Annotated in this window: 21 protein-coding genes; 10 read left to right on the top strand and 11 right to left on the bottom strand. The window is 63.7% G+C overall.

Annotated elements, in window-relative coordinates; translation table 11 throughout:
• Window positions 1-62: 62 nt before the first annotated feature.
• A complete protein-coding gene (locus K1X11_RS17805; RefSeq protein ID WP_221030508.1) occupies window positions 63-830 on the top strand; it encodes a LytR/AlgR family response regulator transcription factor in 768 nt (255 codons plus the stop codon).
• 300 nt (window positions 831-1130) lie between these two features.
• Here the strand turns inward: K1X11_RS17805 and K1X11_RS17800 are convergent, their stop codons facing one another.
• Window positions 1131-2399: a S41 family peptidase gene (locus tag K1X11_RS17800; protein WP_221030507.1), complete on the bottom strand. Its 1269-nt coding sequence runs from the start codon at window positions 2397-2399 to the stop codon at window positions 1131-1133.
• A 180-nt stretch (window positions 2400-2579) separates the two neighbouring features.
• On the opposite strand from K1X11_RS17800, the gene K1X11_RS17795 reads away from it, so the two are divergent.
• Entirely contained in the window at window positions 2580-3377 is a 798-nt protein-coding gene (locus K1X11_RS17795; protein WP_221030506.1) for a YqjF family protein, read from the top strand.
• A 47-nt stretch (window positions 3378-3424) separates the two neighbouring features.
• Here K1X11_RS17795 and K1X11_RS17790 read toward each other — a convergent pair whose 3' ends face one another.
• On the bottom strand, window positions 3425-4714 hold the full coding sequence (locus K1X11_RS17790; RefSeq protein WP_221030505.1) for a hypothetical protein: 1290 nt from the start codon (window positions 4712-4714) through the stop codon (window positions 3425-3427).
• A gap of 186 nt (window positions 4715-4900) precedes the next feature.
• On the opposite strand from K1X11_RS17790, the gene K1X11_RS17785 reads away from it, so the two are divergent.
• From K1X11_RS17785 to K1X11_RS17760, 6 genes are all read left to right on the top strand, one after another.
• On the top strand, window positions 4901-6136 hold the full coding sequence (locus K1X11_RS17785; RefSeq protein ID WP_221030504.1) for a hypothetical protein: 1236 nt from the start codon (window positions 4901-4903) through the stop codon (window positions 6134-6136).
• Window positions 6136-6372, top strand: a complete 237-nt coding sequence (locus K1X11_RS17780; protein WP_221030503.1) for a hypothetical protein — start codon at window positions 6136-6138, stop codon at window positions 6370-6372. Before K1X11_RS17785 ends, K1X11_RS17780 begins: the two co-directional genes overlap by 1 nt.
• A gap of 3 nt (window positions 6373-6375) precedes the next feature.
• Entirely contained in the window at window positions 6376-7620 is a 1245-nt protein-coding gene (locus K1X11_RS17775; protein ID WP_221030502.1) for a hypothetical protein, read from the top strand.
• Window positions 7621-7650: 30 nt separating this feature from the next.
• Entirely contained in the window at window positions 7651-8310 is a 660-nt protein-coding gene (locus tag K1X11_RS17770) for a hypothetical protein (RefSeq protein WP_221030501.1), read from the top strand.
• 64 nt (window positions 8311-8374) lie between these two features.
• Window positions 8375-10363, top strand: coding sequence for a trypsin-like serine peptidase (locus K1X11_RS17765; protein WP_221030500.1), 1989 nt, complete (start codon window positions 8375-8377; stop codon window positions 10361-10363).
• A gap of 29 nt (window positions 10364-10392) precedes the next feature.
• Window positions 10393-11916: a serine/threonine protein kinase gene (locus K1X11_RS17760; RefSeq protein WP_221030499.1), complete on the top strand. Its 1524-nt coding sequence runs from the start codon at window positions 10393-10395 to the stop codon at window positions 11914-11916.
• 104 nt (window positions 11917-12020) lie between these two features.
• Here the strand turns inward: K1X11_RS17760 and K1X11_RS17755 are convergent, their stop codons facing one another.
• From K1X11_RS17755 to K1X11_RS17715, 9 genes are all read right to left on the bottom strand, one after another.
• Window positions 12021-12563 (bottom strand): hypothetical protein, encoded by a 543-nt coding sequence (locus K1X11_RS17755; protein ID WP_221030498.1) that lies wholly within the window; start codon window positions 12561-12563, stop codon window positions 12021-12023.
• A gap of 282 nt (window positions 12564-12845) precedes the next feature.
• Window positions 12846-13802, bottom strand: a complete 957-nt coding sequence (locus K1X11_RS17750) for a hypothetical protein (RefSeq protein WP_221030497.1) — start codon at window positions 13800-13802, stop codon at window positions 12846-12848.
• Window positions 13803-13868: 66 nt separating this feature from the next.
• Window positions 13869-14288 carry an FHA domain-containing protein gene (locus K1X11_RS17745; RefSeq protein WP_221030496.1) on the bottom strand — a complete coding sequence of 140 codons (420 nt, stop codon included), beginning with the start codon at window positions 14286-14288 and terminating at the stop codon, window positions 13869-13871.
• A gap of 51 nt (window positions 14289-14339) precedes the next feature.
• Window positions 14340-14990, bottom strand: coding sequence for an RNA polymerase sigma factor (locus tag K1X11_RS17740; protein WP_221030495.1), 651 nt, complete (start codon window positions 14988-14990; stop codon window positions 14340-14342).
• An 84-nt stretch (window positions 14991-15074) separates the two neighbouring features.
• Complete coding sequence (locus K1X11_RS17735) at window positions 15075-16151, bottom strand: type IV pilus twitching motility protein PilT (RefSeq protein ID WP_221030494.1); 1077 nt, start codon at window positions 16149-16151, stop codon at window positions 15075-15077.
• 6 nt (window positions 16152-16157) lie between these two features.
• Window positions 16158-17741, bottom strand: coding sequence for a type IV pilus twitching motility protein PilT (locus K1X11_RS17730; protein WP_221030493.1), 1584 nt, complete (start codon window positions 17739-17741; stop codon window positions 16158-16160).
• 116 nt (window positions 17742-17857) lie between these two features.
• The gene (locus K1X11_RS17725; protein ID WP_221030492.1) at window positions 17858-18439 is read right to left on the bottom strand and encodes a hypothetical protein; all 582 of its coding nucleotides are present in this window, start codon (window positions 18437-18439) and stop codon (window positions 17858-17860) included.
• A 262-nt stretch (window positions 18440-18701) separates the two neighbouring features.
• Window positions 18702-19658 (bottom strand): glycoside hydrolase family 43 protein, encoded by a 957-nt coding sequence (locus tag K1X11_RS17720; RefSeq protein ID WP_221030491.1) that lies wholly within the window; start codon window positions 19656-19658, stop codon window positions 18702-18704.
• A 91-nt stretch (window positions 19659-19749) separates the two neighbouring features.
• Window positions 19750-20535, bottom strand: a complete 786-nt coding sequence (locus tag K1X11_RS17715) for a dienelactone hydrolase family protein (protein ID WP_221030490.1) — start codon at window positions 20533-20535, stop codon at window positions 19750-19752.
• A gap of 83 nt (window positions 20536-20618) precedes the next feature.
• Here K1X11_RS17715 and K1X11_RS17710 point away from each other — a divergent pair, with 83 nt between their 5' ends.
• Both K1X11_RS17710 and K1X11_RS17705 read left to right on the top strand, forming a co-directional pair.
• Window positions 20619-23048 (top strand): ABC transporter permease, encoded by a 2430-nt coding sequence (locus K1X11_RS17710; protein ID WP_221030489.1) that lies wholly within the window; start codon window positions 20619-20621, stop codon window positions 23046-23048.
• Between the two features lie 52 nt (window positions 23049-23100).
• Window positions 23101-23793 (top strand): ABC transporter ATP-binding protein, encoded by a 693-nt coding sequence (locus K1X11_RS17705; RefSeq protein ID WP_221030488.1) that lies wholly within the window; start codon window positions 23101-23103, stop codon window positions 23791-23793.
• The last annotated feature ends 6 nt before the right edge of the window (window positions 23794-23799 follow it).

Genomic DNA, 23799 nt, shown 5'->3' with positions numbered 1-23799 from the left:
GCATCCCGCATCCCGTATCCCGTATCCCGCCGCCCGCATCTCGCATCACGCATCCCGCCCGCATGTCCGACTCCCTTCGCACTCTGCTCATCGACGACGAGCCCCTGGCTCGGCTGGAGCTGCGCCGCCTCCTCAAGACTCATCCGCAAATCGAAATCGTGGGCGAAGCCGGCACCCTCAACGCCGCCCGCGCCCTGCTGGCCGACACCCCCTTCGACCTCGTCTTTCTCGACATCCAACTGCGCGGCGGCAGCGGCTTCGACCTGCTGGATCGCATTCCGCCGCACGCCCACATCGTGTTTGTCACCGCCTACGATCGCTACGCCGTGCGTGCCTTCGAGGTGAACGCCCTCGACTACCTGCTCAAACCCGTCACCAGCGCCCGGCTCGCCTCGTCCCTGCAACGCGTGCTCGCCGCCCCAACCTCCGCCGCAGACGACACGACCGCCGCCGCCGCCATGCCTTTGCTCCCGGACGACCGGGTGCTGGTGAAAACCAGCGATGCCACCCGTTTTGTGCCCGTGCAAAGCATCGTCTCCGTCACCAGCAACGAAAACTACACCGAGCTGCAGCTGGCCGACGCCCAGAAACTCATGACCCTGCGCACCCTCAAATCCTGGGAAGCCTGCCTGCCCACCGCCTTCTTTGTGCGCATTCACCGGCAAACTCTGATCAACCTCGCACATGTGCGCGCCATCGTGCGTGGCGAGGGCGAGAGTGTGCAGTTCCAATTCGACGACCCGCTGCCCCCGCTCTCCGCCAGTCGCCGCCGCGTCTCCGACCTCAAGCAACGCCTCGAAGCCGCCGGTCTTACCCAATTGCTGCCCTAGGGGCTGTCTCTCCCTGGTTTTCATGACTCGAGTTCATCCTCCTGCCCATTCGGGCTGACCTCTTCGGGCCAAGTCGACCGCCCCTTCCGCAAGTCGGCTGCCTTTAGTCAAGAAAGTCGGCTCGTTCGTCAAACCGGGGTGGACGAAAGCGCAATTCTTACCATATTTCGACAATCTCCCCCGGGGTCGTTTCGGGCTCCGGTGATTAGGAACTAGGATGAAAGCAACCCGCTTCTCCGGGGGAGGTCCCTCTTTAGAGGTCACACAGAGTGCTCGTGCGGGGCTTCCGCGCCCACCCGCTCAGAGGTTCGACCGCGCCAGCGCAGTCTTCGCTCGCAACCACTCCACTGCCCGTCCGAGGTCCGGATCTCGCCCTTCACGGAGATCCACCAGCGTGCGTTCCACGTCCACATCTGGGTGCACGCCATTACCTTCCAACCGCGTGCCGTCCAGCGTTTGAAAATCGTAGGTGCCGAGCTGCAACTGTCCGCCATCGCGCAACCGATGGTATTGGCTCGCCACCACCACCCCAGCCGTGGGTCGCCCGATAAGCGTCGCCCGACCGTAATGCTGCATCGTCGCCGCCAGAATTTCCGCCGAGCTGGCCGATCCCGGACCGATCAAAATCACCACTTCACCGCCGTAATCCGCCCCGCTGCGCCACGCCGATTTTTCATCCCGCCGCTTCCCTTTGCGCGAAACAAACGCCCCATACGCTTTGCGCTCGTCGAAGAACTGGTTGATCACCCGTTCCAACGAACTCACGTCGCCCCCGCTGTTGCTGCGCAAATCCAACACCACTCCCGGCGCGTCGCGATGCACCATCAAGCGCTCCTGCAGCCAAGCGTCGTAGTCGCGTTCAAATTCATCGAAGCGCAGGTAAACCCAACCTTCCGCTGAGCGCCGCTCCACCGGCGGCATGCGGTCCGACAGGGTGCGCGCCTCGAGCACCACCTCCCGCTCCACATCCAAAGCATCCAGAAAGGTCCACACGTAGCGCTCGCCCGGCTCGCTGGTGAAGGTGATGCCGTCCTCCGTCAGCACCTCGCCATCTCGCGCCACCGCGATCCAGCCCACTTCGACGCCCACCTCCTCCGCCGAGCTCCCCGGCCGCAGCTCCGAAACCACCCAACGGTCCTCCACCCGCTCCAGGTTCACGCCCACAAACGCCCGCTCCGCCACGTAATCTTCCCAAGCTTCGGCCGGACTCATCGCCACGGTGTGCGCATCCTCCAGCTCATCCAACATGTCGTTGATCACGTCATACAAGGCCGCCGTATCCTCCGCCGTCGCCGCCGCCTCGACATACCGATGCAAGGCACTCGGCCAGTCGGCGCCATTGTAAGCCGGATCGTAAAACCGATCGTTCACCAGCTCCCACGCCTCTTCCAAAATCTCCACCTGCGCCTGCGCCTTCTCCTCCGCCGACGCGTAAACCACCTCTTCCGGCGGGCCCGCCATCGGCGCGACACAGCCGCCACTCAGCACCACCGCCAACACCAACACCGCCGTCCCCCACCAACTCGCCCACGCCCGCCCACCGCGGCGCAGGCATTCAGTCGAGGTCAAGGCGTCAGGTTCGGCAGCAGGCATTGCAAACGGATGGTCCTCCCCACCAACCCACGCCAACTCGCCGTCGTCAAGAATCCGCCCCACTTGCCGGCGATTTGACCATAATCCTAGACCCGCGGTTGCGACAGAGATTGCCCCCTCCAAACGTCCCTACTAACACCGGACTCTCCCTCCGCCATGCTGCCTGTTCTGCAACACGCCGACCACCGCCCCTGGCCTCTGCCCGAAGTGCCCTGGGCCTGGAGCCAAACGTGGTCCGACCTGGCTTTCGCGCACTACCGGGTGCCCCGCGATGAACTGCGCCCTCTCATCCCCGAAGGCCTGCGCCTGCAGGAATTTGACGGCTCGCCGTGGGTCGCCGTCGTGCCCTTTCAACTCGGCAACGTGCGCCGCCGCGGCCTCCCCTGGCTCCCGGTCATGCCCTCCTTCCCCGAGCTGAACCTGCGCACCTACGTCGAGACCGACGGAAAACCGGGCGTATGGTTCTTCAGCCTCGACGCCCAGAGCTGGCCCATCGTGCTCGGCGGTCGCCTGCGCTTTCATCTGCCCTACCACCACGCCCGCATCGACTTTTTCGAGACCTCCCAAGGCTTCGCCTTTCACAGCACCCGCCTCGGCGGCCGCGTCCGTTTCAGCGGCATCTTCCGCGCCACCGGCGACAGCTTCATCGCCGACCCCGGCTCCTTCGAACACTGGGCCACCGAGCGCTACTGCCTCTACACCCGCAACGGCCGCGGCGAAATCGTGCGCGCCGAAGTCCACCACCCGCCGTGGCCGCTGCAGGAGGCCACGATCGAGATCCAACACAACGACCTCTTCACCGCCGCCGGCCTCACCCCACCCAAGGAGCCACCGCGCTGCCATTTCTCGACTGGCGTCGATGTGATTGCCTACCCGCCGACTCTGCTCGGCGCCCTCGCCCGCGCCAAAGACGACCTCACCGCCGGCGAACTCGCCCCCGACCCCGCCCGCTGAGTGCGGCAACTGAGGATTCGCCACATTGCGGTCGTGATTTGACGCCGTCAGGCCGACCGTCTGCGACTGGCCCAGATCAGCACGACCAGTCCAAGCAGCACGAGCGCCGCAGCACCGCCGATCAACAGACTGCGATCGGCGACCTTAGGAGACCCAGCCACCAGACGAACATAATGCGCCGAAACCAAATCGGTGCGCAGAGACGGTCCGGCCTGCTCCACCAAGCGCGCGACGTCATAGGCCGTTTGTTTGGATTCCACATCGATGGTTACGCCGGCCGCACTGTCCACTTGCCGGAGCCACACCCCTCCCACGGAGTCTTGCTGGTCCAAAACCGCCAACACTTGATCCACGGATGCGCTGTCCAAGGACGGTAGTTCGATTCGGACCAATTGGCCCAGGTCCAAATCGGCCGCCCACTGGGATAACAACCCGCGCATCGCCGGCCAGACCCCACCCTCCTGAGCGGTGCGGTCGCCAGCCATCGCCTTGGTCGCGGCGTCGGTCGCAGCCGCGGCGATATCCTTCTGATAGCTGCGCGCGTTGCCCGTGCCGCCCAACGGCGCCGTCGCCAGCAGTTTTCCCGTATCCGGCTGATAAATACGCGCTACTCCGTTCACCACGAAGCGATGGTGCGGCAGATTACCGCCAAAGCTGCCCTGCTCCACGTGCCGGACGTCGAGCGCCACCTCCAACACATAATCCGCCTCTTGGGCGAGACGCTGCCGCAACGGACTGGGTTGGGTGGGATCAAGCAACTCATCGCGCATCGCCACCTTGGCCTCCTGCTCCCGCAGCACCTCCACCGCCACCACATTGAGTTGGAGCTCGCGGGCGGTCATCTCCAACCAATCGCGGACCGGGTGCTGATCCGGCGATACCTCGGCCAAGGTCTCCGTCACCACAAGGGCCAGCCGCGGCGAGCCCTTCAGCCGGACCAGATTTCGCAAAGCCAGCGCATCACCGCGCCCAATCTCTCCCGGCTCCACCTCCGCCGCAATTTCCACGCGATACACGCCGTCGGCTCCCAGCCCCGAACTCAGCACCTCGTAACTGCGCACGAAGCCAAACGACTCCGTCAGGATTTCATCGGCCTCCAACACCATGTTACGGCTCGCGCTGCGACTGAGCAGCTCCACACCGGCACCACGCTCGACCGCCGCCCGCAAAGCATCCGCCAAAGCCGCATTACGAGCGGTGGGCAGGTCTCCGGGAGCTTGGCCCGTAACTTGCAGGCGCTCCGCCATCACCCTTCCCCCTGCCCCCATCACCACCGCGAAGAGCAAAAAGGACCGGACCCAGAGCAACGATAGAAAGCGAAATTTGAAGGCTTGCATGGTCTAGAATGTCACCGAGCGACCACTTCTTACGCAAAAAGTCACGAATTCGAAGCTAATGCCCGGGGCCTTTTTCTGGACCATCTCCATCCAGTTGCATAACAAAAAATTTACTGGCCGCTATAAGTTACAACGTAAGAAGCGCACCACCTCCGTCAGCAAGGGGTGTTCAACCCTTCGACTAACATGATCCTTCGTATTCTCGTTCTTACCCTCCTCCTCGCGGCCCAGCCCGCTTCCGCCCAACTCTTCGACAAGCTCCCCAAACTGCCCTTCGGCAAAAAAAAGGACGCAACCGAAGAAACCACCAAAGCCCGATCAGATGCCGCCGCGACCGCTGCCCAGACACCGGATGCCGACGACGAAACGTCGGTAACAGATTCCACCACCGCCGAATCGGGTGCCCCGGATGGCACTGAGCCGCCAAAGCTCCTTTCCATCAAAGAGTTGAAAAATGGCTACAAGGAGCTTCTGGAAACCAACAAAGAGCTGCGAGCCCGCTCAGTCGAGATTCGCAAGCTGCTCGGCCAAGGCGTGGGGGAACTCACCACGGCCATCAACGCCCAAAATCAAGTCTATGTGGCTTTGAATGTCGGACTCGAGTCGTTGATGGAGCGCAAGGATCTGGACGCGATTCAACAGCAGGAGTTTGTCAGTAAAACCATGGCGAACGCCGATCTGGAGGATGACAGTGTATCGATTCCAGAGCTTCACCAAGCGGTGCTTTTGGCCGACGAAAACGCTGCCGCTTCCAAAGAGGCGCTATACGAGCTGCTGGAACAACATGACGCTTTGTATGAGGCCGCGATGTCAAATCACGAGGAATTCTGCGCTTTCTTGGCCCGGGGCGACGCTTCTCTCACCGTGATTGAAAACAAATACCGCGTCGCCAACGCCATCGATGAGGCCTCGGCGGAACAAATCAATAAGATGGTTTCCGAGCTAAAAACCAAGGCGGCGGCGCAAATGATCCTGTTTACCGGTTTGAAACTGGCGCTCGTTTACGGTCAGGAAAAACTCACTGAAAAACTCTCATCCGGCGGCGGAATTATGGTGGGCGCTATCGGCGCAAAGCTTCAGCAAGCCGCCTTTGCCAGCCTGGACCAAAAGTTCGAGGAAACCCGCTTGGACATCGTCTACTTGGAAAACTTCAGCACCGAGGCCGAAGAAATTATGGCCACTATCGCCGAGATGTCTCCGGTGGTCGTCACCCGTAATACCGATATTGCCGAAACCATCCAAAAGATGGAATCGACGATCGAGCAGGAACTTAAACAAGGCAAAGCGGCGGACGAGCAAATCTACGCCTTCTTCCTGGAGCTCGACGAAGAGAAAAAGAAAGCAATCGAGGCCGACCTCATTCTCCAATTGATGGCCGAAGACGAGGCCCCCGCTGACGACGTTGAATCTGCCGAATCCTAATGAAAAAGCGTTCCCCTACCCTCCATCGCGTCGCCTTGCTGGCATTGAGCCTGTCCTCAATTGCGGTCCTGACCGGCTGCAATACAACCGGCACCTCCAGCGGTCCCCGTAAAACCGCCGCCACCGATACGGGCTACGAGGAGGCGAGAGAATCCTCGGCCTCACTGCAGGAAACCATCAAACGGGCGGCCAAAGAGCGCGAGGAACGAACCAAGTCGCGCAAAGAAGGCACCTGAGCGATGCAGCAGGCTAACACCGGCGCGTTTTCCGCTTCGGTATCGCGGGTGCGGTGGGCCCGGCTTGGCAGGCTTGCAGCGATCTTCGTCGTATCCTGCCTGCCGCTTTGCGCCCAAGTCCGGGTGCATTTTTTTGGGTTCGGCCGCACCCTGACCTCGCTGCCCGCGACGGACCGGGACCCGACCACGCAGGCACTGGTCGAAATGCTTTCCTCGGCACAGGCCCGTTCGGCCCTGGAAGCATCCGCATTGCGGTTTCTTCGCAGCACGGGAGCCAATCCGAATCTGCCCCTTTTGGAAGTCATCGAACCCGATGCCCCCTTGGGAGAAGCTTGGCAGGCGAAATCCGCCGCATTGGCCGCCGTATCCTTCGACGCGAACGAAGTCGTTGTCACCCGACAGTATTATCCCAACGGATTCTCCACCTATCGGCTCTTTGTTCCCCTCCCGCTGGTTATAATATCTTCCCAAACCTACTCGCTGATCTATTCGCAACCGGCGTGGCTGGATATGCGCTTCGATCAGCAGGTCGATCTTTCGGCGGCTGAGACCAAAGCCACCGTGATAAACCAACTGTCGTCGTTATATGATGGCGACGAGTTCGCCGAATATCATCAGCGGCGACTGCTCGAGAGTCTCGACCACGCCAGTCGATCCAGCAGTATGGATGTAACCTATGGGCTCCGCCTCACCGACGTAACTATCTTAGACACCGAGGAGGGTGATTCCCGCGTCTATGGCGATACCGCCGAAGTGCGACGATTGCTTCGGAGCGCTTTGGAATGCTTCTGGTCCCGGTCCGAGCTGGTCATTCCGTCGGGGCCCGGAACCATCGACCCCGAGCTCCAACGCACCCTGCACGTGCGCGGTTACGGGTTGGAAGTAAGCACGATCAAAGACCCGTCCCACCGACTCCCGCGCCACGAATCCGGTAACGTCTTCATCCCCATTGCGATTCCGGAGCCTGACCAATGGTTGCACTGCGAGGTGAAAACCGTGACCAAACTCCTGGGCAAGGCGGCCGCCGGCGGGTCCAGTGACTGGGCGTTCGTATTAAAAATGAAACTCTCGCGCACGGGCGACACCGACACCCCGGTGCTGATCGGCTCCGGGTTCCCCAAACTCCCCGACCACCCCAAAGCCAGCCTCCGTCCCCACTTGATGGAAGCATTGGTGGTGCTGACGCGGGACGTCTCGGAGGGGTGGAGAAAGCTTTTTGAACATCAACCCGTAAGAATCGGCAACTGAGACACAGTAACGGACGAACCTGCTCCTACCATGATGTCTCAACTTCTTCGCTACTCCCTCCTCGCCGCCGCCCTCCTCACCTTCGTGGGTTGCGACGCCAAATCCAAGCACCAGTCCCTCGGCCGCACCGATTCCTCCAGCGCCGCCGTTTCCGCCCCCGCCAAACCCGCTGCCGACCAAGCCGCGGTGCGCCGCCAACTCGCCCTGTCCCAGCTCACCGAACTCGACGGCCAACGCTACCAACTCGTCTCCCGCCTCAATCAACAGCGCAACAACGTCACCGAGCTCGAACAGGCCATCACCCGACAGACCCGCGCCCTCCGCAACTACGAGGTGCAGGTCAACAGCTACCTGCTCGATCATAAAATGGCCGTCGCCTGTATCGCCGCTGGAGCGGTCGGCGGCTCGGTCGCCCTCGATCGCACCGGACGCTTCTCCCAAGAGGCCAAGGATATCAGCGGTGGCGTCGCCGTCATCGCCGCCCTCTACGCCTTGGCGAATGCCAAGGAAATCTACCAGGTGGCCAAAGTCATCACCGAAGCCGACGCCAACTACAAGCAGGCCGAGGCCAACCTCGCCGCCGCCCAAAGCCGCCTGCAGCAGGAGCGCCGCGCACTGAATACGGTTGAGACCAACCACCGTCAACTCACCCTCAAGATCAATCAACTCCGCCGTCAGCTTCAGGCCTGACCCGTTCGATCCGGTCCCGCTTTACCCGCCCTCCCTTCGGAATCCTCATCCCCCGTCCCGCGCCATGCTTCGGTCCCGCCGCTTCCCTCGCCTCTCTCTGCTCACCACCCTGCTCTGCCTGTTCTACCTGCCGCCGCTGCTGGCCATCGATATTCAGGGCGTTCGCGGCCGCGGCGAAACCGAGACCGCCGCGATGCGGGACGCCGCCGACCGCGCCCTCCGCCAAGCGCTCTCCCGCCTCGACCTCAACGGCAGCGATGCCGACCGCGATGACGTGCTCTCCGACTACGACACCTACTTCCGCAACCGCCGCCTGATCAGCACCTCGCGGGAAGGCGACGATATCGTTCTCACCGTCAACTTCACCCTCGATGAGGTCGCCCTGCGCGATCACTTCGTCGGCACTCTGGCCGTCCGCGCCTCCCGCCAACTCGACGAACCCCAGATCGCCTTCGCCCTCGTTCCCCGCGCCCCGCAGGGAACCACCCTCAATGCCTCGGACGAGCAGGCTCTGGCAGACGCGCTGACCTCGGCGCTCGGGCAGCTTTTTTCCGAATACCGCTTTCGCATCGTCTCCCCCCAATGGCTGCGCGAACAACACGAGGAACTCACCGGCCAACCCGAAAACATCGAAAAGTTTAAGCTCAACGCCCGCAACCTTTCCAAGATGGATCCGGATGTGCACTACTTGGTCGTCGGCACCGCCATCGTCGACCTGCAGCAACGCAACGGCGAATACGACGTCTCCGTTTCCTTCGAAGGCGAGATTCTCGACACCCACACCGAGACCAACCTCGCCCTGCCACTCAACTACCAGACCTCGCTGAGTAATCCGCAGGAACGCGTCGCCATGATCACCGCCTGCTCGGAGGTCGCGCGACGCATCGGCCAAAGCAAAGCCATCCCTCAGATTGTCGCCGACTGGAACGATCGCGCCGATCGCGGCGCGATTCAGATCATTCACCTCTTCTACGACTCCGACGAATTCCGCGAATTCATTGAGGTCGCACTCGAGGACAAAGGTCGCCTGCTCTCCGGCTCCGTCACCCTCGCCGACAACCTCGTGCGCCTGCGCTACCAGTCTCCCACCATTGTGAAGGACGACTTCAATCGCGCCTACCGCCTGCGCCGCCTCTTCGGCGAATGGGAGAACACCCCGGAACGCTACCGACCGGCGGAACAAGCTTTCCACAGCGTTGTGTCCGCATCCGACATCGTCATCGCGCCCGACACCCCGGAATACCGCGAGCTTGCCACGGCCATCATCGAAAACCGCAAATACGAGGTCATCGATCTGCCCGAACCGCCACCGGCGTTAGTGCAAAACAAACCAGCCGAACGCCCCGTGGATCCCGACCCCGACACCGCTCTCGCCATGGTCGCCAAAGCCTACTCCACCGCAGTCGGTCTGGCCGCTTGGAAGAGCGAAAAAGGCATGGGCCGCGGCACCGCCTGGGCCATCGCCCCCAACGTCTACGCCACCAACGCCCACGTCGCCAAACCCATCAGCGAAGCTCTGGCCGCAGGCCGCGGCGCCGTGATTCTGCCCAACCGCACCAAGGGCGTGTCGCTCAAAATCGTGTCAGCCGTTTACCACTCCGAATACGAACGCGATGGCAACATGGACGTCGGCCTGCTCCTCGTTGAAACCGAGGCGCCCAAGTTCTTTCCCTTGGCCGACGACACCACCCTACGTCAGTTGGACTCCGGCGAAAAGCTCGCCTACCTCGGATTCCCGGCGGCCGGAAAGGGCGGCAACGTGAACTACGATTCTCCGATCGCCTCGATGCAATCCGGCATCGTGGTGGCCGTCAGCGACGGCGACTACTCCGACGCCGGCCCCTCGGGCAACACCCTCATTCGCCACAACATTCCCTCCTTTGGAGGCGCGAGCGGTAGTCCTTTGTTCAATACAAAAGGTGAAGTCGTCGGCATTCATTTCGCCGGTCTCGCCGGTGAGGAATACGTCAAAGCCATGATCAATTTCGGCTGCCGCATTGATGTGCTCAAGGAGCTCATGGCGGCGAAAATGTCCGAGCTTTCCGAGCGCTGATGCCTCCTGCGGATCCTTCTCCCCCGAACTTGCCGCCGTCCGACGAAGATCCGGTCGAGCCGCCGACGTTGCCGGATATCCCGACCGGCAACACCGCCAGCTCGGGATCAGCTTCCGCGTCCTCCGGCCAGTCCTCCGGCGACCGCTACGCGAGTCTCGATTCGCAGGACACCGGCGTGTTCGACCAACCGCCGCCGCCCGCCGACGTGCCGTCACAAATCGGCAAATACCGTATCCTCGGCGTGCTGGCCGAGACCCGCCTTTCCATCATTTACCGCGCTGAGGACACGGCGCCACAGCGCCAGGTCGTGCTTAAATTTCCGCGCGGCATCGACCTGGCCTCGCCCGAGGCCCACCAACGCATGCGCGAGGAAGTCGCCCTCGCCGCCCGCCTCGACCAACAGGCCGTCGTCCCCATCCTTGAGACCGGCGAAATCGATCGGGTTCCCTACTACGTCATGCCCCTGCTGCACGGGCAGACGCTCACCGAACACGTGCAAGGCGAGGCCATGGACCTCGAGGAACGCATCGACCTGTTCCACAAACTCTGCCGAATCGTCGCCAGCATACACCGCGACGGCATCCTCCATCTCGACCTTAAACCGGCCAACTTTCTCATCGACCGCCACGGCGAGCCTCGCCTGCTCGACTTCGGCCTCGCCGCCACGCAGGAGGAACTGCGGCGCAATCCGCCGGACCACATTTCGGGCACCCTTCGCTTCATGGCGCCGGAGCAGACCTACCTCGAACGCATCCCGGAGCTGACGGCCGCAGCCGACGTTCACGCCCTCGGCACCATCTTCTACCAACTGCTCACCGATCAGTATCCCTACCCGCTCGACGGCAATATGATGTCCGCCATCGAGTCGATCCGTCGCGCGTTGCCGAAGCCGCCATCACAAGCCAATCCGCGGGTGCCGCCGCGCTTCGATGCGCTGGTGAACAAAGCCCTGCACAAGGATCCCAGCCAGCGGTTTCCCGATGCCGGGGCGATGGCGTCCGCCCTCTCCGCGCTGCGCCAAGGCTCGGCCACTGCCTCCGTCACCAAGCGTTCGCTCTCCCTTCCGGTTCTCGCCGGAGGCGGCTTGCTCGCCGCCGGTGCCCTCGCGCTTGGTGTCCTGTTCTGGCCAGAGCAAAATGAGGGCGCCAGCGCCGCACTCGCCCGTCAGATCCAGGTGAGCACCTACGATTCCGCTGCTCTGGCCGACTTCTCGGAACCTGCTGCACCCGTCACCCGGCTGCCAGAAGACTTATGGGGACTCTACCGCCACGTGCACGACACGCTGCAGTCCCGTGCCGACCTGCGTCTTGCTGGTGCGATCATCGTCGATGCCCGCCAACTGCCCGCCTCCACCCGCTTTCATTGGCGGGACACCCGCGAAACGGAGCACGTCACCTCGCAACCCTTTCGGGTCGGTGACCAGGTGGCCACCATCTTTGTGCCCGCCGGCTTCCCCATCGAATTGACGCTCATCAACGATGAAGACGAGAGCGGCCCCCGCACCCAGCTGCTCACGTTCAGCGCAGGCCGGATTGAGATTTGGCGTCCCTGAGCCTGGGACGTCGGCGGGTTCTGTCGCTTCCAGTTTGAGCCATAAAAAAACCGGCCGGACTCGCGTCCGACCGGCTCAATTCCGGAAAGTCTCGCCGCCACGCCTCAATCATAGCGCACCTGGAAATCGACCGCGTAACCGGCGTTGGTGTGCAGCAGCAGATCGGCCATCGGCACGATCCAGGTGACCGTCCGTCCATTCCGATCGGGGTAATAATCCTGGCCCCACACTCGCACCTTATCGGCGGACAGGACCCGGCCCGGCACGTTGAACTCCAAGTGGTAGGAACGGCCCGCGAGCGCAATTTGCACGCCGTCCATATCAGGATCGGGTCGATCCGCCCCCGCGATGTGTTTGCTCAGTTTGGTCACTCCACTCTCCGTCCGCAGCGAATACCGACCGATGTTGTTGTAGGTCTCACCCAGATTACGGAAGCTCACCGACTCCAAACGCACCGGCATGCCTTCGTGCATCAGACGGCGGCGTTCAAGATTCGGTCCGTCCAGAACGGGATCCAACGAACCCAGCCGTTCCAAGGTCACCACGGCGCCGTCACCGGCCACCGCCACCTGCATGCGGCCGCTGCCGTCTCGGTGCACCGTGGTGGACTCGCTGATTTCGAGACAGCCGGAAAAGAGTGAAAGCACAGCGAGGGTGGCGGCGGACTGCAGGACCCGGCGTGCGGCGCGAAATCGGGAGCGGTGCGAGTTCGTCGGTCGGGAAAGGTTTGGTTCAGAAAAAGAGGCAGAGTTCATCGGAAGTAGGAGAAGTGAAGTGCGGGTAGGTGAAGAGGAGTCGGGAAACGAAGGTGCTGTCATCCGGACACACCTCCGGCCTGCGGTCGGCGCCACGTTGCGTCGCGACGACCGGATGGGAGGGGATAAACGCAGCGACTGACCGGCCGCTGCGGCGGGCGGTGTTCGACCGACTCAGCCGTCGATGACGACCTCGGTCTCGCTCACCGCGGTGACGATTTCATGCACATCGGCAAAGGGATCGGCACCAGCCGTGATCGCCGGAGGCGGCACGGCGGCGCTAGCGGCACCACGACCGCGCTCGACCAGAAACTCGCCCGCCTGCTTGCGGGTCAGCGGGCGAATCGGCTGTCCCTGCGCAATTTCGTCGCGGAGCATCCGATCGATGTCGGCGTAGGCCACCCGCAGGTCGACCGTCGCCTCTTCGTCGGAAAGGAACTGGATGGAAACGTATTCCGCACCACGAATGATGCGGGCGAGGCGGGAGCAGATGCGGTCGGATTCGACCGCAAAATCGGCGATCTTGGTGTCACTGCTGACTTCGGTGCCAAGAATGCGCTCCGCCAAACGACGGTAGGCATCCACTTCCGCAGCGCGCTTGGCCAGCAACTTGGATTGGCCGGCGGAGCCTTCCAGCGCCGCGCTGCCGAGCACCTCGACCTTGCGCTCCAGCGCCTCTTCGTCGACCGAGTCCAGAATCTTGACGTGATGGGTGTGCAGTCGGTTGGCCATCTTGGGCCGGCTGAAGGTCAGGCGCAGACGCTGCACCACTTCGCGCAACTTGATCGAGGCGGGCACGCCCACGCGACCGTCCGCAAAGAAAACAGGTTCACCGAGAATGACGCCGCGCAAGGCCGCGTCCGTCTCCGCCCGCACTTCGCTGGCTGCCCCCACGAAGTCGATCACCGCCGAACCTTCGCCGAGTTCGGTGCCGTAAACCGATTCGGCCAACAGCCGCATGGCGTCGAGTTGAGCGGCGCGCACCGCCATCAAACGTTCGGAGACCGGCACCGATTGCCACTGGCCCGGCAGGGCGGGAGCGGCGCTTTCGGTCGGCATGACCGGCTGGGCGACCAAGGTGGAAAGGGACAGGGCGCAGCAGGCGAGCAGAAGGGAGAGGGATCGTTTCATTTTTTAAAGGGTGGTTCGGAAAGCTACTGATAAAGGAGGCGGGGTTCTTACGCGGCGGAAAATGTTTTATTGCGGGTCGAAATAGACGAAACGTTGCCGGCCGATACGCACGAGATCGCCGGCACGCAGCAGCCGGGTCTCCACCCGCCGGGTGTCAATCCACGTGCCGTTGGTGGATTGCAGATCTTCCAGCAACATACCGTCGGGGGTGGGCTCCACCCGGCAGTGTCGGCCCGAAAGACTCAGGTCGGCGCATGTCGGTCCCGGATAATCGGCCCGCACCGAACGCCCGATCACTCGCGCTGCATCCAGCGACACCACCACCGGCCCCATTTCGGTGTCGTGAACGAGACAGGGCTCAGTGAGCTCCCGACCCACGGCATCGAGGATCCGGGCAATCAAGGCCAGGCGGTCTTCCACCTGGCTGGAGGGCACCGGCAAATCGGTCAGAGTGAGATTAAGGGACGAGTCGGAGGGAGAATTCATCTGGATCTACTGCGTGTTGCCGGCCGGTTCTTACGCGGGGATGGAATAGTTTCATTCATCGAGCTCAGACCGCAGCCGCTCGACTTCACGGGTGATCTGACTCTCCAGCCGCTTCTTGATCTGGTAGACCGCATTCACTTGGCGACCATGTAACTGCGCCACCTGCGGAGCGGGCATTCCCTCCACCACATAATCCTCAAAAACGCGCCAGGTCGCGGGCTCGACCTTCACTTTCACCTCGGCAAGGGCGCGCCGTAACAGGCCTTCCGCAAAAGCGCTTTCCTCCGCCTGCTTGATCTCCTCCCGCACATCGCCGGCTTCCCAGTGCTCGATAAGTTTCGATTGATCGCCCCCCTCTCCGTCGCGCAAGGGAGCGTCGAGCGAAAGCTGGCGGCGTTTTTCGAGGCCGGCCCGGCGGACTTCCTCCAGCGTCACGTGCCGCGCCAAACCGTAGACGTAGCTGCGAAACTTTCCCTTGGCCGGGTAGGTTTTCCGCACCTCCGGCAACTTGGTGAGCAAGCGGGTGAGCGTTTCCTGCAGCACGCCTTCGGCCCGCTCCCGGTCCAGCCCACGGCGAAAGGCCGCTGAGAGGATGAAGTCCCAGTAGCGCTCGTAGAGCATCCGCCACGCCGCCTCTCTGGTATGGCCGGCACCATCCAGGCGCTGCAAAAAACTCACTCCACTGGGCAGGGATTCATGCATGGGAAATGGGGTTGGGGTAAGTCACAGGCAAAACGCGAGCCAATCGCACAACTAATTCACGGCCGCGATAGCCGCACCGTCTTCTCAATGCTCCCCGTCGAGGTCGCCAGGTTTGAGCAGGTGCTGGAACGTGCCTTTGTTCGACGACTTCATGAACGCCTCCTTGGCGGTGATCGATCCGTCCTTCACGCGATCCATCAGGCTCCAGTCCATCGTGGTCATGCCGTCCTGCTTGCCGCTCTCAATGATGGCGCGAATGTTCGCGATCTGCCCGCTGCGAATCGTGTTCGGCAGCGCTTCGTGCCGCAGCAGGATCTCGTGCACCGCCACGCGGCCCTTGGGCTGTTTCTTGCACAGCAGCTGAGCCACCACCCCGGACAAACAGCCGGCCAACATCACCCGCACCTGGTTCTGCTCCTCCGCCGGAAAGGTGTTGATGATGCGGTCCACCGTCTTCGGCGCGTTGTTGGTGTGCAGCGTGCCAAACACCAGCATGCCCATCGAGGCGCAGCCCAGCGCGAGTTTGATCGTCTCCAACTCGCGCATCTCACCAAGCAACAGGATGTCGGGGTCGTGGCGCATCGCGCCCTTCAGCGCATCGGCAAAGGTCTGGGTGTGCTCGCCCACTTCGCGATGCACGATGACCGACTTCTTGTTCGGATGCACAAACTCGATCGGATCCTCGATCGTGATGATGTGCCGCGCGAGGTTGTCATTAATGTAGTCAATCATCGCCGCCAGCGTAGTGGATTTACCACTACCGGTCGGCCCGGTCACCACCACAAGGCCTTCGCTCATGTGGCAGAATTTCTTGAGCACCTCCGGCAGATTGAGATCGGTAAACGACAGGATCTTCGACGGAATCTGACGAAAAATGCCCGCCTGCCCCCAGTGGTTGTAGAGGTAGTTACCGCGGAAACGCGCCACGCCCGGAATCTCGTGCGCCAGATCGAGATCCTTGTGTTCCACAAACTCCGCCCAGCGGTGCGGCGGACAAATCTCGCTCAGCCACGCCTCCATCTGTTCTGCGGTCACCACCTCGTCCTCCAACGCGACGAGGTTGCCCGAGATGCGGGCCTTCGGCGGCAGCCCCACATTGAGGTGCAGGTCGGAACCGCCCTGTTCGAGCATGAGTTTCAGAAGTCGATCAATCGCGGCCATGGCAGTTTATCGGATCTGCGCGAGCAGTTGTTTGGTGGTGATGTTCTGGCGGGCGGTCGCCGCGGAAATCTTGCGCTTGTTGTAGAGCTCGAAGACGGAGCTTTCCATCGTGCACATACCTTCGCGCACCCCCGTCTCCATCACGTTGCGCAGACCCTGCGTCTTGCCCTCGCGAATGAGCGCCGCGACCGCCGGATTCGAAACGAGGATCTCACAAGCCATCGTGAGTTTGCCCCCGCTGCCGGGCAGCAGGCGCTGACACACGATGCCACGCAGACTCTCCGAAACACTCGCCCGGATCTGCGTTTGCTGCGCCGGCGGAAACACATCCAGCAGACGGTTGAGCGTCGTCGCGGCATCACTGGTGTGCATCGTGCCGATCACCAAGTGACCCGTCTCCGACGCACTGATCGCCATCTCGATCGTCTCCAAATCGCGCAGCTCGCCGATCACGATGATGTCCGGATCCTCGCGCAGCGCGCCCTTCAGCGCCGAGCCAAACGAGCGCGTATGCTCGCCCACCTGGCGCTGGGTGATGTTGCAGTTGGTCGACTCCTGCACGATCTCCACCGGATCCTCCACCGTGATGATGTGGTCCTTGCGCTTGCGGTTCAGCTCATCAACACACGCCGCCAGTGTGGTGGTTTTGCCCGCGCCCACCGGACCGGTCACCAGCATGAGTCCGTTGTGATAGGACAACATCTTGCGGATCGTTTCCACGTTGCGCAGCCCGAGCGAATCGAGCGTCGGCACATCGGCCGAGACCATGCGATACGAGCCCGCCGGACCGTCCTTGTGGAACATGAGATTAACGCGGTAGCGGTGCGTCGCATCGAGCGCCAACGCGAAGTCGTAGTCCTTGCGCGCGAGGTAAATCTGCTTCTGCCCCGCGGACAGTAAAACCGTGTTGAGCCGCAACGCCTCCTGCTCGGTCAACACATGGTCCGAGAGCGGAGTCAGCGCCCGTTGCCGCCGCACAAACGGCGTCGCTCCCGCCGAGAGATGCAGGTCGCTCACCCCCTCGTCGCCGCACAAGACCAGAAAGCCGCGCAACGCCGCCGCCAACTGCGCGTCGTCCATCGCCCCCAAGGCCTCGAAGTCCAGTTCCCCCGCTTCAATGGTCGTCGCCGACGGCGGCAACCCCGTGGCCAAAGCCGGGACCTTCGGCACCGCGGCGGGAGGAGCCGGCGGCGGCGCTTCCACCGCGACCGGTGCAGGCGCAGGTGCTACCGCCGGCGCCGGCTCTACTTTCGAAGTCGGCGCGGGAGCAGGTTTCGTCTCCGGTTCTGTTTTCACCGCCACGGTGGGCTCCACCGCCAACCGCGGTTTGGCCCGTGGCGGCAGCGCCGGCATGTCAAAGGGATCGAGAGCGGGTGGTCCGGCCTGCCCCTCCTGCAGGGCTTTGCCGGCGAGTTTCTCCAAGTCGCCCAGCTTGTCGTCGTCGACGTAGGCCTCGTCGATCAACTCCTGCGCGAAATCGATGAGCTCGGCATCCTCGCCCAGCTTCGCCCGCACGGCTTTCGCCTGTTCGACGGTAAAAAGTCCTTGGTCGACACCCAGTCGCACCAGCCAGCTGATCGCAGGAACCATAAGCAAAAAGAGGGAAGCGCAAGCAACCTGCGTCACCCCTCCCCCCCTGCCAAGCGCTAAGCGGAGCGTCCGCTATTCTCCCGTCAGGCGTCCCCCCCCCACATCTCCACCGCGCCTCACAGCTGCCAGTTCAAAAACGTGCCCAGCACGTGCTGCCGTTGCCAGCCGTCGGCAAACTTCCGGTTGCGGATGAAATAATACACGTTCGCCGACCAATGCTCACCGCCGCGAATCCGCGCTCCCAGCGGCGTGATCCAGTGCTCCGGCCGAGGCTTGTTACTCAGCGCCGCAAACCACTCAAACCCACAATAAAGTTGCTGCAGCCCGCGCGGTCCCCGCCCGGTCCGCCAAGTGAGTTCGCCGTAGTGGCGCGTCATCACAGTCGGACTGCCCCGGCTGTCGAGATACCGCCACCGCAACGTGTCGCGCAACGCCACGCCCCAGCTTTCGCCCAGCCACCAACGACTGCTCTGGCCCACGCCCACCCAGACTTGTTCAGCGTTGATCGTGTCGCCGCTCAACGGATCCTGCCGCCGCACGTTCACGTGCGTCAGGTCGGCGCTCAACTGCGTAGGTCCGCCCACCCGCCACGCCAGCGACGCCCGCTCCAGCGTGCTGTCGACCCGCCGCACGTTGTCATCAAAACGCAGCTCCGCCCGCCATACCGCATTCAAGCGCGCGGCCAGCGGTTGGGTCACAACCGACCCCACCCTCAGTTGGGAGTCGTCTGCCCTCGCCTCCGCAGCCCCGACCCCGGCGACCAACCATCCGAGTCCGCCCAGCAGCGCGCCCCGAATCCAGCCCCGCCATCGCCATCGCTGTCGCCATCGCAAACCATCGCTGTCCGTGTGCATCGCCCGCGATGCTCCACGACGCACCGGCCCCCGACCAACCGTCGGGTTTAAGCCAATTGGTATAACGAGCCGCCGTTCAGCTCAGCCCAACCCCGTCCAGCCCCGCTCAGCTCACCGGCTTGATGTTGCCGGCCTCGTCGTAGAACAGCTCCTTCACCTTCACGCAGCGCAGGTGGTTCACGCCATTCGACAGCGATGAGTCGTGGTGGAAGAGCCACCAGCGGCCGTTGTGCTCGACGATGGAATGATGCGTCGTCCAGCCGATCACCGGCTCGAGGATGCGACCACCATAGGTGAACGGTCCGTAAGGATTGTCGGCCGTCGCATACACCAGGTAGTGCGTGTCGCCGGTCGAATAAGAGAGGTAATACCGGCCGTTGTATTTGTGCATCCACGGCCCTTCGAAGTAACGGCGGTCGTGGTCACTGGCCTTCAACGGTGCGCCGTTTTCGTCGAGGATCTGAATCTCCCGCACCTCCTCGGCAAACTGCTTCATGTCGGGCGTGAGCTTCGCCACGCGCGGACCGATCGCCGGCACATCACCGGTCGGCTCTTCGCCCTTCGGGTCGTGTTGATTGCCCGACCATTGCTGCAGCTGACCGCCCCAGATGCCGCCAAAATACACGTAAGCTTCGCCGTCCTCGTCCACAAACGACGCCGGATCGATGGAGTAACTGCCTTTGATCGGCTCGGGCTCGGCCACGAACGGCCCCTCGGGTTTGTCGCCCACCGCGACGCCGAGACGGAAAATTCCCTCCGCATCGCGCGCCGGAAAGTAGAAGTAGTATTTGCCGTCCTTCTCCGCCGCATCCGGGGCCCACAATTGCGTCTTCGCCCAGGCAATGTCCTCGAGCTTCAACGCCACGCCGTGATCCGTCACCTCGCCGCCCACCTCGTCCATCGAGAAGACGTGGTAGTCGACCATGTCGTATTGGTCACCGTTGTCGTTCGTCGGCTGATCCGTCTCCCGGTCGTGCGACGGATACACGTAAATGCGGCCGTTGAAAACGTGGGCCGAGGGATCGGCGGTGAACAGGTGCGTGATGAGGGGCTTATCCGACATGGAGCCAACGAACCTTCCCCATCCGCCCGCAATGGCTAGACGGAAATTCGTCTATCGTTGGACCCTGCGCGTCTCCCGCCCGAACCGTGCGTTAGTCCCAAATCTCATCCAGCAACGCCCGCATCGCGACAAAGGCCCGCGCCGCGCTCACCGGATTATACTCCGACTGCCCGGCTGCCGCCGCCTCAGGATTGGTGAAGGAGTGCACCGTCTGGCTGTATTCCACCAGCTGCCAATCCACCTCGGTCGCCAGCATCGCGGCCGTAAAACGCTCCACGTCAGCGCGCGGCACATACGGGTCGGCCGCGCCGTGCAACACCAGAACCTTGGCCTGCGTGTTAGCCGCATCAGCCTCCAGCGTCGGCGACACCAGGTCGCCATGGAACGACACCACCGCCGCGAGATCCGCCCCGCTGCGTCCCAGCTCCAGCACCGTGCCGCCCCCAAAACAAAAACCGATCGCCGCCACCTTTTCGCGATCGAGCCCGACGTCGTGCCCCTCCCCGCGCAGCACTTCGAGGCCCTTGGCCGCCCGCGCCCGCATCAGGGCCCGATCCCCGCGCACAAACCCCGCCGCCTGCGCCGCTTCGCCGCCGTTGGTCGGCCGCACGTCGACCCCATACATGTCGGTGATCATCACCACGTAGCCGTAGCCCGCGACCATCTTGGCCTTCTCCAGCGCGTTCTCCGTCGGCCCCATCCAGTTGGGCACCATCAGGATGCCGGGCAACGGCTTCGCCGTGTGGGCGTCGTAAACGATCGTGCTCTCAAAGGTCGTGCCATCGAGGTCGTAACGCACGGTCTTGGTCTCGAGCGTCGCCATGGCGAGCGCCGTCGTGGTGAGCCCCAGCAGGGCAATTCGGAGGATACGCAACATGCGCCCAACATACGCACCGCCTCGATTTCGCAACTTCAGCCAAAAAGTTGCGACTTTGCCCGCCGCCCGCGGGTAACCCCGCCATGCTCCAAGACCTCCGCTTCGCCCTGCGCATGCTCACCAAGCACCGCTGGTTCTCCGCCGCGATCATCGCCACCCTCGCGCTCGGCATCGGCATCAACTCCACCGTCTTCACCCTCGTTAACGCCGTCCTCTTTAAACCGGTGCCCGTCGCCGGCGGCGATCGCCTCGTCACCGTCCTCCTCCAAAACACCGAGGACCCCAGCCAGCGCCGCGCCGTTTCCTGGCCCGAATTCCAAGAGCTGCGGGCCGCCAACCACACCTTCGAGGCCCTCGAGGCCATCAACGATGTGCGCGCGGTCATCTCCGAAACCGACCTGCCGCCAGAGCGCACCAACTTCGCCTGGGTCTCCTCCGGCCTCTTCGCCACGATCGGCCAACCGCCCCTCCTCGGCCGCAGTTTCAACGCCGCCGACAGCGCGGCCGGCGCCGAGATCGTGCTCATGCTCTCCCACGACCTCTGGCAAAACCGCTACGGCGGCGACCGTGCCGTCATCGGCCGCACCGTCCGCCTCGATGGCCATCCCGCCACCATCGTCGGCGTCATGCCGCCGGGTTTCCGTTTCCCCAACCAGGAGGAGCTCTGGGCCCCGCTCCGCCCGACCCCGGCCATCGACAAACGCGACAACCGCTCGCTCATGCTCTACGGCGTCCGCCAACCCGGCGTGTCCATCGCCGAGGCCAACGCCGACCTCAATGTCATCATGGGTCGCCTCGCCACCGAATTCCCCGACACCAATAAAAACCTCGGCGCCGTCGTGCGCTCCTTCCACGAGACCTACAACGGTGGCCCCATCAAGGTCATCTTCCTCATGATGCTCGGCGCCGTCGGTTTTGTCCTGCTCATCGCCTGCGCCAACGTCGCCAACATGATGCTCGCCCGCGCCATCAGCCGCGGCCGTGAGATCGCCGTGCGCGCCGCCGTCGGTGCCTCCCGTCGCCAACTCATCCGCCAACTCCTCATCGAGAGCGTGCTGCTCAGCGTCATCGGCGGACTGCTCGGTTTCGCCTTCACCGGTCTCGGCGTCTCCCTCTTCGACGAGGCCACCACCAACGTCGGCCGCCCTTACTGGATTCAGTTCGAGTTGGACTGGGTCGCCGTCGGTTACTTCGCCGCCATCACCATCGCCAGCGGCATCATCTTCGGCCTCGCCCCCGCCCTGCGCTCCTCCCGCGTCGACCTTTCCACCGCCATCAAAGACGGCTCCCCCGGTGCCGGCTCCGGCCGCAACCGCCTCAGCGGCGCCCTCGTCATCATGCAGTTCGCGCTCACCGTCGTGCTCCTCGCCGGCGCCGGCGCGATGATCCGCAGCCTATTCCTCGCCCAGGAACTCAACGCCTTCGTGCAGCCCGACACGCTGCTCACCGCCCGCGTCCAGCTCCCCGAACGCGAGAGCGAACGCTACGAACAACCCGACGCCCGTCGCCAGTTTGTGGATACCCTCCTGCCCCAGCTTCGCGCTCTGCCCGGCGTCACCGCCGCCGCCGTGACCAACGCCTTCCCCGGCATGGACCACCACCAGCGCGTCATCGAGATCGAGGGCCGCCCCCAACCCGCCGACGCCACCGCCAAGCTCGAGGGCACCATCGTGGTCGCGTCGCCCGACTACCTGCGGGTCATCAACCTGCCGCTGCTGCGCGGGCGCGAGTTCAACGAAACCGACGGGCAACCCGGCAGCGAGGCGACCGTCATCACCCAGTCCTTTGCCCAGCGCCACTGGCCCGACGCCGATCCCATCGGCCAACGTTTCCGCTTCATCGAGCCCCAGGACAATGAGCCCCAACCGTGGATGACCGTCGTGGGCGTCTCCGGCGACCTCGAACAAAACCCCACCAACGCCGACGCCCCGCCCGCCTTCTTCATTTCCTACCGCCAACAACCTTGGGGCTGGGCCGGCCTCATCGTCCGCACCCACACCGATCCCGCCGCGCTCGCCCTGCCCGTGCGCAGCACCGTGCAAGCCATCGACGCCGATCTGCCGCTCTTCCAGGTGCAACCGTTCGTCGTCGGGCTAGATCGCTCCATCTGGTTCCTGCGCGTCTTCGGCACCGTGTTCTCCGTCTTCGCCGCCACCGGCCTGCTCATGGCCGCCGTCGGCATCTACGGCGTCATCGCCCACCAGACCGCCCGCCGCACCCGCGAGATCGGCATCCGTATGGCGCTCGGCGCGACCACCACCAACATCGCCCGCCTCGTGCTCGGCCGCGGACTCGGTCAACTCGCCATCGGCCTCATCGTGGGCCTCGCCGGCGCCTTCGGTGCCACCAAACTCCTCGCCAGCGCCGGCGTGCTCATCGGCACCGGCGCGACCGACCCCGTGCTCTTCGGCGCCGTGACCAGCGTCCTCGTGCTGGTGGGCCTTTCCGCTTGTTGGCTGCCCGCCCGTCGCGCCACCAAGGTCGCCCCGACCGAGGCCCTGCGCACCGAATAATCACCGCCCCGCGTTCGCAATCTGCGCCCGGTTTCCTTTAAATCCCGGGCGTATGCCCGCGTCCCCCTCCGCCCCGGTTCTCACCTGCCACGGCCTGCGCAAGACCTATGGTCCGCGCACCGTCCTCGACGGCATCGACCTGAGCGTGACCGCCGGCGAACGCCTCGCCCTCACCGGCCCGTCCGGCAGCGGCAAAACCACGTTGCTCAACTGCCTCGGCGGCGTCGACCGCGCCGACGCCGGCACCATCACCCTCGCCGGCCACGCCCTCGACCAGCTTTCCGAGTCCGCCCTCGCGCTCCTTCGCCGCGAACAAATCGGCACCGTCTTCCAGTTTTTCCACCTGCTGCCCACCCTCTCCGTCGCCGAAAATATCGAGCTGCCCCTCCAGCTTCTCGGCGCGCCCGCCGCCGATCGCCGCCCCCGCGTCGCCGACCTCATTGAGCGCGTCGGCCTCACCCACCGCGCCGACGCCCGCCCGGGCCAACTCTCCGGCGGCGAACAACAACGCGCCGCCATCGCCCGCGCCCTCGTCCACCAACCCGCCGTCCTCCTCGCCGACGAACCGACCGGCAACCTCGATTCCGCCAACGGTGAACGCATCCTCGCCCTTCTCCGCGAGCTGACTGACGCCACCTCCACCGCCCTCGTGCTGGTCACCCACAGCGAGGAGGCCGCCGCCATCTGCCACCGTCGCATCCACCTGCTCGACGGCCGTATCGAGCGCACCACTACGGCCGCCTGAGTCCGA

Origin of the sequence: Actomonas aquatica (assembly GCF_019679435.2) — a bacterium.
Classification (GTDB): domain Bacteria; phylum Verrucomicrobiota; class Verrucomicrobiia; order Opitutales; family Opitutaceae; genus Actomonas; species Actomonas aquatica.
The sequence above is the reverse complement of the archived record's forward strand: the minus strand, read 5'-3'. Positions and strand labels throughout refer to the sequence as shown.

Excerpts from the sequence above, each read along its gene's own strand:
- K1X11_RS17770 (WP_221030501.1), top strand. The coding sequence starts at position 7,651 with ATGATGTCTCAACTTCTTCGCTACTCCCTCCTCGCCGCCGCCCTCCTC.
- K1X11_RS17745 (WP_221030496.1), bottom strand. The coding sequence starts at position 14,288 with ATGAATTCTCCCTCCGACTCGTCCCTTAATCTCACTCTGACCGATTTG.
- K1X11_RS17750 (WP_221030497.1), bottom strand. The coding sequence starts at position 13,802 with ATGAAACGATCCCTCTCCCTTCTGCTCGCCTGCTGCGCCCTGTCCCTT.
- K1X11_RS17790 (WP_221030505.1), bottom strand. The coding sequence starts at position 4,714 with ATGCAAGCCTTCAAATTTCGCTTTCTATCGTTGCTCTGGGTCCGGTCC.
- K1X11_RS17705 (WP_221030488.1), top strand. The coding sequence starts at position 23,101 with ATGCCCGCGTCCCCCTCCGCCCCGGTTCTCACCTGCCACGGCCTGCGC.
- K1X11_RS17785 (WP_221030504.1), top strand. The coding sequence starts at position 4,901 with ATGATCCTTCGTATTCTCGTTCTTACCCTCCTCCTCGCGGCCCAGCCC.
- K1X11_RS17720 (WP_221030491.1), bottom strand. The coding sequence starts at position 19,658 with ATGTCGGATAAGCCCCTCATCACGCACCTGTTCACCGCCGATCCCTCG.
- K1X11_RS17710 (WP_221030489.1), top strand. The coding sequence starts at position 20,619 with ATGCTCCAAGACCTCCGCTTCGCCCTGCGCATGCTCACCAAGCACCGC.
- K1X11_RS17730 (WP_221030493.1), bottom strand. The coding sequence starts at position 17,741 with ATGGTTCCTGCGATCAGCTGGCTGGTGCGACTGGGTGTCGACCAAGGA.
- K1X11_RS17715 (WP_221030490.1), bottom strand. The coding sequence starts at position 20,535 with ATGTTGCGTATCCTCCGAATTGCCCTGCTGGGGCTCACCACGACGGCG.
- K1X11_RS17805 (WP_221030508.1), top strand. The coding sequence starts at position 63 with ATGTCCGACTCCCTTCGCACTCTGCTCATCGACGACGAGCCCCTGGCT.
- K1X11_RS17795 (WP_221030506.1), top strand. The coding sequence starts at position 2,580 with ATGCTGCCTGTTCTGCAACACGCCGACCACCGCCCCTGGCCTCTGCCC.
- K1X11_RS17780 (WP_221030503.1), top strand. The coding sequence starts at position 6,136 with ATGAAAAAGCGTTCCCCTACCCTCCATCGCGTCGCCTTGCTGGCATTG.
- K1X11_RS17740 (WP_221030495.1), bottom strand. The coding sequence starts at position 14,990 with ATGCATGAATCCCTGCCCAGTGGAGTGAGTTTTTTGCAGCGCCTGGAT.
- K1X11_RS17735 (WP_221030494.1), bottom strand. The coding sequence starts at position 16,151 with ATGGCCGCGATTGATCGACTTCTGAAACTCATGCTCGAACAGGGCGGT.
- K1X11_RS17765 (WP_221030500.1), top strand. The coding sequence starts at position 8,375 with ATGCTTCGGTCCCGCCGCTTCCCTCGCCTCTCTCTGCTCACCACCCTG.
- K1X11_RS17775 (WP_221030502.1), top strand. The coding sequence starts at position 6,376 with ATGCAGCAGGCTAACACCGGCGCGTTTTCCGCTTCGGTATCGCGGGTG.